General features: G+C 71.8%; 12 protein-coding genes and 1 pseudogene. 7 read left to right on the top strand and 6 right to left on the bottom strand.

The window, feature by feature from the left end:
• Positions 1-742 precede the first annotated feature (742 nt).
• Both ABD743_RS36590 and aroC read left to right on the top strand, forming a co-directional pair.
• A complete protein-coding gene (locus tag ABD743_RS36590; RefSeq protein ID WP_344727975.1) occupies positions 743-1,423 on the top strand; it encodes a prepilin peptidase in 681 nt (226 codons plus the stop codon).
• 13 nt (positions 1,424-1,436) lie between these two features.
• Positions 1,437-2,609 carry a chorismate synthase gene (aroC, locus tag ABD743_RS36585; RefSeq protein WP_344727974.1) on the top strand — a complete coding sequence of 391 codons (1,173 nt, stop codon included), beginning with the start codon at positions 1,437-1,439 and terminating at the stop codon, positions 2,607-2,609.
• A 1,000-nt stretch (positions 2,610-3,609) separates the two neighbouring features.
• Here the strand turns inward: aroC and ABD743_RS36580 are convergent.
• Entirely contained in the window at positions 3,610-4,044 is a 435-nt protein-coding gene (locus tag ABD743_RS36580; RefSeq protein ID WP_344727973.1) for a hypothetical protein, read from the bottom strand.
• A 186-nt stretch (positions 4,045-4,230) separates the two neighbouring features.
• On the opposite strand from ABD743_RS36580, the pseudogene ABD743_RS36575 reads away from it, so the two are divergent.
• From ABD743_RS36575 to aroQ, 3 genes and pseudogenes are all read left to right on the top strand, one after another.
• Positions 4,231-4,707, top strand: a pseudogene (locus ABD743_RS36575) (shikimate kinase); the annotation flags it as partial.
• Between the two features lie 501 nt (positions 4,708-5,208).
• Positions 5,209-6,291: a 3-dehydroquinate synthase gene (gene aroB, locus ABD743_RS36570; protein ID WP_344727971.1), complete on the top strand. Its 1,083-nt coding sequence runs from the start codon at positions 5,209-5,211 to the stop codon at positions 6,289-6,291.
• Positions 6,292-6,335: 44 nt separating this feature from the next.
• Positions 6,336-6,764 (top strand): type II 3-dehydroquinate dehydratase, encoded by a 429-nt coding sequence (gene aroQ / locus ABD743_RS36565; protein ID WP_344728097.1) that lies wholly within the window; start codon positions 6,336-6,338, stop codon positions 6,762-6,764.
• Positions 6,765-6,772: 8 nt separating this feature from the next.
• Here aroQ and ABD743_RS36560 read toward each other — a convergent pair whose 3' ends face one another.
• The 5 genes from ABD743_RS36560 to ABD743_RS36540 all read right to left on the bottom strand — a co-directional run bounded on the left by ABD743_RS36560 (position 6,773) and on the right by ABD743_RS36540 (position 11,162).
• Positions 6,773-8,257, bottom strand: a complete 1,485-nt coding sequence (locus ABD743_RS36560; protein ID WP_379659299.1) for an AbgT family transporter — start codon at positions 8,255-8,257, stop codon at positions 6,773-6,775.
• 140 nt (positions 8,258-8,397) lie between these two features.
• Entirely contained in the window at positions 8,398-9,255 is an 858-nt protein-coding gene (locus ABD743_RS36555; RefSeq protein ID WP_344727968.1) for an extracellular catalytic domain type 1 short-chain-length polyhydroxyalkanoate depolymerase, read from the bottom strand.
• Positions 9,248-10,156 (bottom strand): creatininase family protein, encoded by a 909-nt coding sequence (locus ABD743_RS36550; RefSeq protein WP_344727966.1) that lies wholly within the window; start codon positions 10,154-10,156, stop codon positions 9,248-9,250. The genes ABD743_RS36555 and ABD743_RS36550 overlap by 8 nt, the downstream gene beginning before the upstream one ends.
• Complete coding sequence (locus tag ABD743_RS36545) at positions 10,153-10,842, bottom strand: FadR/GntR family transcriptional regulator (RefSeq protein WP_344727964.1); 690 nt, start codon at positions 10,840-10,842, stop codon at positions 10,153-10,155. The genes ABD743_RS36550 and ABD743_RS36545 overlap by 4 nt, the downstream gene beginning before the upstream one ends.
• A 98-nt stretch (positions 10,843-10,940) precedes the next feature.
• Positions 10,941-11,162, bottom strand: coding sequence for a DUF6458 family protein (locus ABD743_RS36540; protein WP_344727962.1), 222 nt, complete (start codon positions 11,160-11,162; stop codon positions 10,941-10,943).
• Positions 11,163-11,236: 74 nt separating this feature from the next.
• On the opposite strand from ABD743_RS36540, the gene ABD743_RS36535 reads away from it, so the two are divergent.
• Together ABD743_RS36535 and efp are read left to right on the top strand one after the other, a co-directional pair.
• Positions 11,237-12,322 (top strand): M24 family metallopeptidase, encoded by a 1,086-nt coding sequence (locus ABD743_RS36535; protein WP_344727961.1) that lies wholly within the window; start codon positions 11,237-11,239, stop codon positions 12,320-12,322.
• Positions 12,323-12,456: 134 nt separating this feature from the next.
• Positions 12,457-13,020, top strand: coding sequence for an elongation factor P (gene efp / locus ABD743_RS36530; protein WP_241038955.1), 564 nt, complete (start codon positions 12,457-12,459; stop codon positions 13,018-13,020).

Here is a 13,020-nt window from a genome sequence, read left to right as displayed (position 1 = left end):
GATCATGCCAACGTTCTGGGATCACGTCGCCATGCGTGGAGTGTGGTTGTCCACCTCGTGGGTCGTTCATCCACAGATCCGAGCGGGCGGTGGTGGGCGTACCCGGCCACCCCGACGATCGCGGTGTGGCGAGCGACGAGCGATGCGGCAGCGGTGTCGCCACCCGGCCGGTGGTGCCGGGTGTGAGGCGGTGCTTGCGGCGATGGCGCGGTTCTGGGCACCGGCCGCGTCCGGCCCGGTCCTGGTCGGCGCTGGGGCGCTGTGAAGGCGGCGGTTCGAGCTGGGCGCTGCGGGGGAAGGGAGGCCCCGGTGGCTCGCAGTGCGGTGAAGGTGCTGGGGGCGGTCGTCGGGGTGCGCGTGGTCAGTCCGTGGCGGCCTGCTGGGGTTGCGCGGTCAGCGTCGGGTGCATTCGACGTGGCGGGGGACAGGGCGAGGCAGGTCCGGTGTGTGGCGTTGCTGCCGGAGCTGTTGGGGTCGGGAGTCGGGGGTCGGGGTGCGCGGGTCAGTCCGTGGTGGCCCGCTGGGGTTCCGGGAGCAGCGTTGAGTGCATTCGACGCGGCGGGTGTCACGGCAAGGCCGGTCCCGTGCGCGGCGGTGCGTGGGGCGGTGTGGGAAGCCGTGTCCCCGGAGGGCCGTGGCAATCAAGGGCCGGCCCGGTGTGTGCGATGGCGCCTGAGAGCGGCGGCGCGGTGAGTCGGCTGTCGGTGGGTGCGTCGGTAGTCGGCCTGGTGGCGTCGGTGGTGTGCTGCGGGCGCTCAACGTGGTGACCGAGGGGGCGGCGATGATCTGTGCCGGGATCGCCGGTGCAGCGGCCGGCGCCGTGGCGCGGCATCTGCTCGGGCGGCTGCGGCGTGGCGCACGGATTCCGCCGCCGTGGTGCGAGATCGCGGTGGGTGTGTTGTGGGCGGCCGTCGCCGCGGCCTGGGCGGCCGGGGTGGTCCCGGCGGTGTGGGTGCCCGTGCTCCTTGCACTCGCGTGGTTCGGCGTCGCGGCCGGTGCGGTCGACTTCGCGCACCGCAGACTGCCCGATGCGCTGACGCTGCCGGCGCTCCCGGCCGCTTTGCTGCTCCTGCTCCCGTTGGGTCCCACAGCGGTCCTGCACGGGCTCGCCGGTGCCGCCCTGGCCGTGGGGGCGCACGGGGCCGTCCATCTGGCGGTCCCGCGCGCGATGGGCGCGGGTGACGTGAAGCTCGCCGCCCCGCTGGGTGCCGTCCTGGCGGCCGCCGGATGGCCCGCGCTGGTTCTGGCGGCGTTCCTGGCCGCGGTGCTCACGGCGGTGCTGGGCGTCGCCGGTCTGGCCACCCGCAGACTCGGGCGTCGAGCGGCGCTGCCGCACGGACCGTCGATGCTCGCGGCCACCTGGCTGGTCACGTCGTGGCTGGCGGCCGTGGGTGCGGTACCGGCTGCCGATGGAGGGGGGTGAGAGAATCGGCAGCGTGTTGCGTTGGATCACCGCAGGGGAGTCCCACGGTCCCGCGCTGGTCGCCGTGCTCGAGGGCATGGTCGCCGGTGTCGAGATCACCACCAAGGAGCTGGCCGCCGAGCTGGCCCGCCGCCGCCTCGGTTATGGCCGAGGGGCGCGGATGAAGTTCGAGGCCGACGAGCTGGAGGTGATCGGCGGGCTGCGCCACGGGGTCACCCAGGGCGGCCCTGTCGCGGTGCGGATCGGCAACACCGAGTGGCCTAAATGGGAGACGGTGATGGCCGCCGACCCCGTCGACCCCGAGCTGATCGCGGGCCGGGCCCGCAACGCGCCGCTCACCCGGCCGCGCCCGGGGCACGCCGACCTGGCCGGAATGATCAAGTACGGCTTCGACGACGCCCGTCCCGTACTCGAGCGCGCCAGCGCCCGGGAGACGGCGTCGCGGGTGGTGCTGGGCACCGTGGCCAAGGCGTTCCTCGAGCAGGCGTTCGGTGTCGCCATCGTCTCCCACGTCGTTGCGCTCGGGGCCGCGGAAGCGCCCGACGACGAGCAGCCCGGCCCCGACGACCTGGAGCGCGTGGACGCCAGCCCGGTCCGGGCATACTCGGAGGCCGCCACCGCGGCGATGGTGGCCGAGGTCGACGCCGCGCAACGCGACGGCGACACCCTCGGCGGCGTGGTGGAGGTCATCGCCTACGGGCTGCCCGTCGGGCTCGGCTCGTACGCGCAGTCCGACCGCAGGCTCGACGCCCGGCTCGCCGGTGCGCTCATGGGCATCCAGGCGATGAAGGGTGTCGAGATCGGCGACGGGTTCCGCACCGCGCGCCGCCGGGGCAGCGCTGCGCACGACGAGATGATCCCCGGCGACCCGGTGAAGCGGCTGTCGAACCGGGCCGGAGGCATCGAGGGCGGCATGTCCAACGGCGAGCCCGTCCGGGTGCGGGTGGCGATGAAGCCGATCTCCACGGTGCCCCGTGCCCTGCAGACCGTGGACATCGCCACCGGGGAGCCCGCTGAGGCCATCCACCAGCGCTCCGACGTGTGTGCGGTGCCTGCGGCGGGTGTGGTGGCCGAGGCGATGGTCGCCCTGGTGCTGGCCGACGCGGCGCTGGAGAAGTTCGGCGGCGACTCGCTCGCCGAGACCCGCCGCAACCTCCGCGCCTACCGGGACGCCGACCACCACTGACCGCTGACGTGCTCGTGCCTCGGGGCCGGGGAGTCACCTCGGCTCCCGCAGCCCCGAGTACCCGGCCTTGATCATCGATGAGGGACCGGCAACCGCGCCATATGCGGCTGGGGGTCCCGCTTTGGTGATCTTCGCCGGTGGGCGGCGTTGGATCGGCCCCGCGGGTGGTGGGTGTTTCCAGCGGCTGCGGAGGCCGGTCCGGTCCGCAGTTCGAGCTGTCCGGGGCTTGATCATCGGCTGGGGACCGGCAATCGCGTCAGAAGCGGCTGCGTGTCCCAATTGATGATCTTCACCGGCCGGTGGCCCGGTCTCTTGTTCTTGATCATCGGTTGGGGACCGGCGACCGTATTGAGCGCGGTTGGGCGTCCCAAATCGGTGATCATGGTTGGCTGCGGGTTTGGTCCGCGGGCCACGACGCGAGTGTTCAGTCCTGAGCGCTGGGCCCGGGACCGATGACCGTGCCGTCGCTCAGTGGTGGGGTCGCGTCGGCGGTGGGTTGCGAGGCTTGTGTGGGCTGGCGGGCCTGTGAGTCTGGTAGCGATCCTGGCTGGTCCTGGTGGCCCGGTCCCCACACCTCAGCCCGAGTGCCGACCTTGATCATTGGTTGGGGACCAGCAATCGCGCCATGGGCGGCTGCGCGTCCCGAAATGGTGATCTTCGCCTGCGCTTGGCCGAGCGCTCGCTCTTGATCGCCGGTTGTGGACCGGCGACCGTGTTCAGTGCGGTTGTGCGTCCCAGATCGGTGATCATGGTTGGCTGCGGGTTTGGTCCGCGCGCTGCGACGCGGGTGTTCGGCCGTGAGCGCTGAGCCCGGGACCGGCGACCGTGCCGAAGCGCCCGCAGGCCCTGGCGCTGCCGCCCGGCCGCGGCTCTGGTCGTGTCCCGGCCACCCAATGTCGTGATTTCACCCGATCCAGCGATCATCAGGCCGCCGCACCGCACCGAACCACACGCCGGACGGGACCTCGATCGGCCCTACGACGGGGACAGGTCCCGGGGCTTACCGCGCCGGGTCCTCCGGAGCCGTCCGTCCGCCTCTGCCCTCGAAGAAGTGTGGGCGCCGGTGCAGCCGCCCGCGCCGGGTGGCGGAGTGGAATGCGGCAGCCACGTCGGAGCCGGCGGGTGGCGTGCTGGGCTCCGACGGAGCGTCTTCCCGGGGGGCTTCCTCCGGGGCAGGCGCCTGCGTGGTGAACGCGGCGAAGGGCGTGCCTGCCTCGTTGTTTCCCGGGTTGCGCAGCTGTGGCTCCAGATGGGCCTGTCGGCGCCGTCGGGGGAGGGGGAGCTGCTCGCGGGCGGGTGGTGGTGGGTCATCCCCGGTACGCAGCACGGGAGGCTTGTCGCGATCCTGGTGATGGCTCAACCGGCGGTCCACCGGCCGCCGTGCTCCGCCGCCGGATGCCCCCCGACCGCCCTGTCCGCCCCCGACGTCGTTCATCCAGCACTCCGATCGCGCAACCCCACGTGCCGTTTCCGCACAATCCGGCAAAGCCGCAGAGATCGCAGGTATTCGCCGCAGTGATCGCAGGGTAGCTGGCCCCCATTGTCGTTCGACCAAGGGCCTCCAGGAACATTCGCAGGGGTCACTACCCTGAGGCCGGTGAGTTTCGAGAGACGTCCCACGATGGTCATCGTCGGTCCGCCGGGCGCGGGCAAGACCACCGTCGGCCGGGTGCTTGCGCGGCGGCTCGGTGTGGAGTTCACCGACGTCGACGCGCTCATCGTCGAGCGGGCCGGGAAGCCGATCGCCGACATCTTCCTGCAGGACGGGGAGGACGTCTTCCGCGCCATGGAGCACGAGGTCGTCATCGAGGCTCTGGCCGGCACCGACGGCGTGCTCGCGCTGGGGGGTGGCTCCGTGCTCGCGGCCGCCACCCGGGAGAAGCTGCGGGACCATCGGGTCGTCTACCTCACCGTCGGGCTCGCGGACGGGCTGCGCCGCACCGGCATGTCCACCGCGCGCCCGCTGCTGGCCGGGGTCAACCCGCGGGCCACGTTCAAGGCGCTTCTCGACGCGCGTGCCCCGCTGTACCGGGAGGTCGCGACTGTCGAGGTGGAGACCGACCGGCGCAGTGCCAATCAGGTGGCGCGGGCGGTGCTGGTGGCTCTCGGGGAGTTGCCGGCGTCGGCGCCCGAGGAGCCGGTCGATCCCGACGACCCGCTGGACCGGCCCACGCCCCACGAGAGCGCCATGCTGCCCGATCCCGGTGTGCTCCCGGGGGCCGGTCTGCAGCCGTGAGCGCGCCCGCCCGGTGTGTCCTGGCGGGGGTCCGAGCCGTCAGTAGGGTGGCGGCGTGAGCGAGCTTGCGAGCGAACCATCAGGCACTGCAGCTTCGCGAACGGGGCCGGAGAGCGTCAGCGAGGTGGCTACGTGAGCGAGCTTGCGAGCGAACCATCAGGCACAGCAGTTCTGCGAACGGGGCCGGCGAGCGTCAGCGAGGTGGCTACGTGAGCGAGCTTGCGAGCGAACCATCAGGCACAGCAGCTCCGCGAACGCGGCCGGCGAGCGTCAGCGAGGTGGCTACGTGAGCGAGCTTGCGAGCGAACCATCAGGCACAGCAGTTCTGCGAACGCGGCCGACGAGCGTCAGCGAGGAGGCCGCGTGAGTGAGACCGTTCGGATCGAGGTGGCCGGCGAGCGGCCGTATCCAGTGCTCGTGGGCCGGGGTGTGCGGGCCGAGCTGGCGGCCACCGTGGCGGGTCATGGCGCCACGGTCGCGGCGCTCGTGCACCAGCCGGCGCTCGCCGAGCTCGCCGAGCAGCTGCGCGGTGAGCTCGCCGCCGCCGGCGTCGACGCCCACCGTGTGGAGGTGCCCGACGCCGAGGACGGCAAGGCGCTCGCGGTGGCGGGGTTCTGCTGGGAGGTCTGCGCCCGCATCGGCCTCACGCGCAGCGACATGGTCGTGTCCCTCGGCGGCGGTGCCGCCACCGACCTCGCCGGCTTCGTGGCCGCCACCTGGATGCGCGGGGTGCGGGTGGTCCACGTGCCCACCACCCTCCTCGCCATGGTCGACGCTGCGGTGGGCGGCAAGACCGGTATCAACACCCCGGCCGGGAAGAACCTCGTCGGCGCGTTCCACGAGCCGTCGGCGGTGCTCGTGGACCTGGCCGTGCTCGACACGCTGCCTCCCACCGAGCTGGCCGCAGGCAGCGCGGAGATCGTGAAGACCGGGTTCATCGCCGACCCGGTGATCCTGGACCTGTTCGAGGAGGATCCGGTCGCCGCGCTGGACCCTTCCGGTGACGTCCTCCCGCAGCTCGTGCGTCGCTCGATCCAGGTGAAGGCCGACGTCGTGGCAGCGGACCTGCGCGAGTCGCACCTGCGGGAGATCCTCAACTACGGCCACACGCTGGCCCACGCGATCGAGCGGCGCGAGGACTACCGGTGGCGGCACGGGGCGGCGGTGAGCGTCGGGATGGTGTTCGCCGCGGAGCTCTCCCACGCGGCCGGCAGGCTCGACGACGCCACGGTGGCCCGGCACCGCGCGATCCTGCAGTCGATCGGCCTGCCGGTCGCCTATGTGCCCGGGGTGCTGCCCGAGCTGGTGCAGACGATGCGCGGTGACAAGAAGACGCGCGGGGGGAAGCTGCGCTTCGTCGTGCTGGACGGGGTCGCGGCGCCCGGTCGCCTGGAGGGGCCGGCGCCCGAGCTGCTGGAGAAGGCGTACGCGGCGGTGTCCCAGTGAGCGATGTGCCAGTGAGCGAGGTACCGGTGACCGACCTGCGGCCCGTGCTCGTGCTGAACGGGCCGAACATCGGCCGGCTCGGCACCCGGGAACCCGCCCTGTACGGCGCAACGACGTACGCCGACCTCGTGGCCCTGTGCAAGCGCACCGGCGGCGAGGTGGGCCTGGCCGTCGAGGTCCGGCAGACCGACCACGAGGGAGAGCTGCTCGGCTGGCTGCACGAGGCCGCCGACGCCGCCACTCCCGTGGTGCTCAACGCCGCGGCGTGGACCCACACCTCCGTGGCGGTGCGCGATGCGTGCGCCCAGCTCACGGCGCCGCTGGTGGAGGTGCACATCACCAACGTGCACGCCCGTGAGGAGTTCCGTCGCCACTCCTACATCTCCGCGGTGGCGAGCGGAGTGATCGTCGGGCTCGGCGTCGACGGCTACGCTCTCGCGCTGCGCTGGATCGCCGGGGCCGCGCAGGCCTGACGGCCCGGCTACCGCACGGGCGCACCGGGCCCGAGCGGGATGCCGATCCACCACCAGGCCAGGAACAGCAGGGTCCACACCACGGTCATGGCGACGGCCAGAGGAAGCGTGTAGGACGCGAGCGTCCCGATGCCGGCGTTCTTCCGGTAGCGCTGCAGGAAGCCCAGCGCCATGACGAAATAGGGGCTCATCGGCGTGATCGCGGTGGATCCCGAGTCGGCGATCCGGAACAGCGCCTGGGTGGTCTCCGGCGGGACAGCCACGAGCATCAACATCGGGACGATCACCGGAGCCGACACGGCCCACATCGCCGAGCCGCTGGTGACCATGATGTTGACCAGCGTCAGAAGGACGAGGACCAGCAGGAACACGACGACGATGGGCGCACCGCTGGCCTGCAGTGCCTCGGCCGCCTCCACCGCGATGACGTCGCCGATGTGGCTCCAGTCGAAGTAGGCGAGGAACTGGGCGATCGCGAAGAAGAGGACCAGCACCGGGGCCATCTGCTTGATGCCCTGAAGCATCAGGTTCGGGACGTCGCTCGCTCTGGTGATCGAGCCGGATCGCCGGCCGTAGACGATGCCGACCAGGCCGAACAGCAACGCCACCACGGCGGCGATCCCGTCGAGCAGCGGGGAGTCCACGATGCTGCCGCCGTCGCCGCGCAGTGGCGAGGAGACGGGCAGCATCACGAGCGTCAGCACGATGAGCGCGGCCAGCAGGGCGGCCAGCGCCCGGCGCACGCCGGAACGTTCAGCGGCGCTGAGGCTGAGCGAGCCGATGTCCTCCAGGTCGGCGTCGGGGTCGGCGTCGAGGTCCGGCCGGCGGCTGAGCACGAACTTCGTCACCAGCGTGATCACCACGGCGAGCACGACCGAGGAGGCGATGTTGAAGAACCAGTTGCTGAGCGGCGAGACGTACGCGTCGGGATCGACGATCCGGGCCGCCGCGGTGGTGATGCCGGCGAAGATCGCGTCGTTCGGGGTGGGGACGGGGCTGGCGTCGTACCCGGAGGCGATGGCGGTGTAGGCGACGACGATGCCGAGGATCGGGGACCGCCCCACGGCGCGGAAGGCGAGGCCGCCGAGAGGCACCAGGATGATGTACGCGGCCGCGGAGGCGACGTGGGCCACCGTGCCGGCGAAGGCGACGGCGAAGACCACCCACGACGCCGACACCCGCGAGACGCTCACCCGCATCAGCGCAGCTAGGAAGCCACTGCGCTCGGCCACCGCGACGCCCATGATCACCACGACGATCGTGGCCATCGGGGGGAACGACGCGAAGTTGTCGACCATCGTGGAGACGGCCATGGCCAGACCGTCACCGCTCAGCAGGTTCCGAACGGTGACGGTCTCGCCGTCGCTCGGCGACACCACCGACACGCCGATACCGGCGAGCACGGCGCTGGCGACCGCGAGGATCCCGGACAGGATCCAGAACAGCCAGAACGGGTGGGGCAGGGCGTTGCCGACCCGCTCGATCCCGCCCATCGCGCGGATGATCAGTGGCAACCGGGGCTCCGCAACCTTCGTAAGCGTTGCGGGGGCGCCGGAGTCCTCGGGGACTCGGGTGGTCATGGCGTCTCCTCGATCGATCACCGTTGACGATGGGCGGGGTCGTGCGAGCGGGATCAGGCCGCGGGCAGCCGGAAGCGGCTGAAGAACTGCCAGATCAGTTCGTGCGCCTCGATGGTCTGGGTCGTGACGCCACCGCCGCTGTGGATGTCAGCGCCCGGCCAGGTGTGCCCGCCACCCTTGACGGCGACGTGGCGGACCTCCGCCCCGCCCTTGCAGCCCGTCCAGCGCGACTCCGTGACGTCTGCCCCGAGGCTCTTCTCGACGGGCTTGGCATTGCACCCGTCACGCTTGGCCCATGCCGCGACCCAGTCCTTGATCGCCGGAAGGTCGCGGTCGGCGGCGCCGTCGTACGGGATGGTCGCGTCGGCCGTGCCGTGGAACTCGAGCACCGGCACCGGGCGGGACGGATGGCAGTCGTTGCCGGTCTGTCCGTAGAAGGCCCCCGCGACCGGAGCGATGGCGGCGAACCGATCAGCCATGCGGCAGGCGAGGAGCCCGGTGAACCCGGCACCGTTGGACTTCCCGGTGGCGTAGACCCGCTGCTGGTCGACGCACAGCGTCTTCTCGAGCGAGTCCAGAAGATCCCCGGTGAACGCCACGTCGTCCACCCCGGCCGCGGCGTAGGGCGCCCCCTCCCACGCCTGACGGTCCCCGCCCCCGGTGCCCACCACGCCGTTGGGGTAGGCGACGACCGCCGGGAGTGTCGAGAGCTTGGAGAACTCCTCGGTGCTCGCACCGGTGTTACCGCGGCCGTGGAACGCGATGATCAGTGGCCACGAGCTTTTCGCGCTGTAGTCCTTCGGCAGATGCAACTGGTAGGTCCGGTCGCGTCCACCGCTGTGGATGGTGTGCTTGACGCTGGTACCGGGCTTCTGGTCGGGCGATGACCGGCACCCGGCGGCGTCACTCATCGCTGGTCGGGATGGTGGCGACGCCATTGCGGGCGGAGCGAGGAAGCTCCCCATGAGGGCGAGCCCCGCCAGGGCTGCCCCCAGTACTCCGACGACACGAGCTGTCCTGCTTCCCATCGTTGCCTCCTTCGATCTCGGTGGTCAGCCACCCCTCGACGAAGGCGACGATCCGGCGCACGACGGCGTCGACGATCGCTGCCCCGTCATCGGAGGTGGCCCGCCGCGGATCGCCCAGCACACCGTTCGCGCTGAGCAGGTCGTAGCGGGCGGTCAAGGTGGGAGCGCTGCCGCGCAGCGCCAGCCCGGCGAGCGGACCGAGGTCGGCGCGGGAGTGGGCGCCCGCGACGAGTCGGTCCTGGTGCAGGAGGTGGGGAGCCAGGAAGAGCATCTGTGCGGTCTCGGCCTCGCCGCTGTGCCCGTGCACCTCGCTGATCTGCATCCCCGCGATGACGTCGGAGGCGAGTGCTGTGATGGGGGTCCAGGCGAACTGCAGGTCGGGGTGGCTGGTCAGCAGGTCCTGGGCGACGGTGGTGAGGGTGGCGTTGTTGCCGCCGTGCCCGGTGACCACGAGAACCTTCCGCCAGCCGTGGCGGTACAGGCTGTCGGCGTACTCGCGCACCAGCGCGGCGAAGGTCGTGGTGGTGAGGGACACCGTGCCGGAGAAGCGGGCGTGGTGGGGGGAGACGCCGACGGGAAGCGGTGGCCCGATCACGGCCCGCCCGCCCAGCTCGGCGACCACGTTGTCGACCACCGCCTCGGCCCGGATCTGGTCGGTGGCGAGCGGCATCGCGGGCCCGTGCTGCTCGAAGGCCCCGGCCGGGATGATCACGACGGGGCTCGCGGTCACCGCCTCGGCCGCTTCCGCGGTGGTCATGTCGCCCAGCCGCATCGGTCGGCTCACTCGCCGGACCGGGGAAGGTCGGTGGCCGCGATGACGTCCCGGATCGCCATCAGGTGCTCGCGGGTGATGCGCTCCGCGGCTTCCTGGTCGCCGCTCCGGACGGCGTCGAGGATCTGGACGTGCTCGGCGTGGTCGCGCTCCCGGTCGTCGTACCGGTGGCGGATCTCGATCTGATCCAGGGCCCGGACGTGCAGCAGCGCTTCGAGCGTCTCGCGCAGCAGCGCGTTGCCGCTCGCGGTGGCGAGGGCGACGTGGAAGTGCACCGCGGGACGCACGTCGCGCACCGGGGGTTGCAGGGCGTTCGTGACGGCCGCTTCGAGCTGTCGCACGCCCTCCTCGGCGCGCGTGCGTGCGGCGGCGGCGGCGATGGCGGGTTCCAGCACGAGGCGCGCCTCGACGAGCTCGAGCACGCTCTCCCGGTCGATGCGCGGTCCGTGCGGGTTGGCCAGCAACCTGCGGTGGATGCCGGGGCCGACGTAGGTGCCCGAGCCGTGCCGGAACTGCACGACGTCGGTGGCTTCGAGCCGGCGCAGCGCCTCGCGGAGCGTCGGCGTGGTGACGTCGAGGCGGCGGGCGAGATCGCGCGAGGGGGCGAGCGCGTCGCCGGGGCCGAGGCGCTCGGCACGGATGATCTCGACGATGTCGTCGGATAGTTGCTCGGACAATGTCCGCTCGGCGCGAGGCATTAAGTGACTAAATCACTTAGCCGCTTCATGGTCAAGATGGCGAGCGGATCAGGCTGCGCCGGCACCGGCCCGTCAGGCCGGGGCCGGCACTCCGGCGATCAGTAGCGCTGGTCGTGGACGTGCGGTTGATGCACCTCGTCGCGCGTGATCACCGGGCGGCTCTGCCGGGCGATGAGCAGGCTGGCCACGAGTCCGACCACGCCGACGACGGCGAGGATCCAGCCGATGAGCTGGAGGTCGAGGCCCCCGAGGTCGACCCGGACGGCGAGGGCCAGGATCAGCCCGATCGCGATCAGTCCGATGCTCGTTCCGATTCTCATGGTCACCGCGTACCCCGTGATCGCCCTACGGACACATCCGCGGATGGGCGCAGCGGTGGTCGTAAAGTGCGGGGATGTCCTCCTCGTCGCGTCGTGCCGCCCTGCGCGAGCTGCTCCCTGCTGCCGGCGTCGACGCACTGCTCCTGACCGACCTCGTGAACATCCGCTATCTCACCGGGTTCACCGGGTCCAATGCGGCGCTGCTCGTGCACGCGGACGGCGACTCGCACAGCCGCCTGTGCACCGACGGGCGCTACCGGGTGCAGGCCGCGGCGGAGGTGCCCGACCTGGACACCGTGATCGACCGGCCCTGTGCACTTGCCCTCGTCGCATGGTGCCGTGAGTGGGGCGTGGACCGGCTGGGGTTCGAGTCCGACTCGGTCACCGTCGACGGCCACGCGGCGCTGGTCGAGGCGGGTGGCGGTGTGGAGCTGCACCGCGCGCCCGGGCTCGTGCAGCATCTGCGCACGGTCAAGGACGACGGGGAGATCGCCACGCTGCGGGCCGCCTGCGCCGCGGGTGACGCAGCCCTGGCCGACCTGATGGCCGCAGGCGGACTGCGGCCCGGCCGCACCGAGTGGGAGGTCGCGCTCGACCTGGAGAGCCGTATGCGCGACCACGGGGCCACCGGTCCGGCCTTCGAGACGATCGTGGCGGCGGGCGTCCACTCCGCGGTGCCCCACCACAGCCCCACGAGCGCGCAGCTACGAGCCGGCGACCTGGTGACGCTGGACTTCGGGGCGCTCGTGGACGGCTACCACTCGGACATGACCCGCACCGTCGTGCTCGGCCCCGCCGCTGCCTGGCAACGGGAGCTGTACGAACTCGTCGCGGCGGCGCAGGCCGCCGGTCGCGCAGCGCTCGCCCCGGGCACCGCGACGTCCGATGTGGACGAGGCCGCGAGGAGTGTGGTGGACGCGGCCGGGCGGGGTGCCGAGTTCGTGCACGGGCTCGGCCACGGGGTGGGACTGCAGATCCACGAGGCGCCGGCCCTGGCGAGGACCGGCACCGGCGCGCTGGCAGCGGGGATGGTGCTGACCGTCGAGCCCGGTGTGTACATCGAGGGGCGAGGCGGAGTGCGGATCGAGGACACCCTCGTCGTCCGCGACGGCGAGCCGGACCTGCTCACCCGCACCAGCAAGGAACTGTTGGAGCTCTAGCGGTAGGCTTGTCGCGGACGACGGCGCGATCAGGCGCCGCTCACTCAGCACACCCCGGCGCGTTACGGCAGTCCCGCACTGCGGAACCCTCGAGCCGACCGACGCCCTCGTAGAGACGCAGGAGAATCCCGCACGTGGCCACCACGAACGACCTGAAGAACGGCTTGGTGCTCAACCTGGACGGCCAGCTGTGGTCGGTCACGGCGTTCCAGCACGTGAAGCCGGGCAAGGGCGGCGCCTTCGTGCGCACCACCCTGAAGAACGTGCTCACCGGGAAGGTCGTCGACAAGACCTTCAACGCCGGCACGAAGGTGGACACCGCCACCGTCGACCGGCGGGACATGACCTTCCTCTACCGCGACGGCGCCGACTTCGTCTTCATGGACGGCGACACCTTCGACCAGATCCCGATCCCCGAGGGCACCGTGGGCGACGCGGCGAACTACCTGCTGGAGAACCAGTCGGCGATGGTGGCGCTGCACGAGGGCGTGGCGCTGTACGTCGAGCTGCCGGCGTCGGTCGAGCTCGTGATCTCCCACACCGACCCTGGCCTGCAGGGCGACCGGTCCACCGGCGGCACCAAGCCCGCCACCGTGGAGACGGGCGCCGAGATCCAGGTGCCGCTGTTCGTCACCACCGGCGAGAAGGTCAAGGTGGACACCCGCGACGGGCGCTACCTCGGCCGCGTATCAAGCTGA

The sequence above is a fragment of the Pseudonocardia yunnanensis genome, assembly GCF_039534065.1.
In the GTDB taxonomy this organism is placed as follows: domain Bacteria; phylum Actinomycetota; class Actinomycetes; order Mycobacteriales; family Pseudonocardiaceae; genus Pseudonocardia; species Pseudonocardia yunnanensis.
This window is presented reverse-complemented; position numbering and strand designations above follow the sequence as displayed.

Bases quoted from the DNA above. Each gene is read 5' to 3' on its own strand.
- ABD743_RS36580 (WP_344727973.1), bottom strand. From the start codon at position 4,044: ATGAACGACGTCGGGGGCGGACAGGGCGGTCGGGGGGCATCCGGCGGC.
- ABD743_RS36560 (WP_379659299.1), bottom strand. From the start codon at position 8,257: ATGGGCGGGATCGAGCGGGTCGGCAACGCCCTGCCCCACCCGTTCTGG.
- ABD743_RS36555 (WP_344727968.1), bottom strand. From the start codon at position 9,255: ATGAGTGACGCCGCCGGGTGCCGGTCATCGCCCGACCAGAAGCCCGGT.
- ABD743_RS36545 (WP_344727964.1), bottom strand. From the start codon at position 10,842: ATGCCTCGCGCCGAGCGGACATTGTCCGAGCAACTATCCGACGACATC.
- ABD743_RS36540 (WP_344727962.1), bottom strand. From the start codon at position 11,162: ATGAGAATCGGAACGAGCATCGGACTGATCGCGATCGGGCTGATCCTG.
- ABD743_RS36535 (WP_344727961.1), top strand. From the start codon at position 11,237: ATGTCCTCCTCGTCGCGTCGTGCCGCCCTGCGCGAGCTGCTCCCTGCT.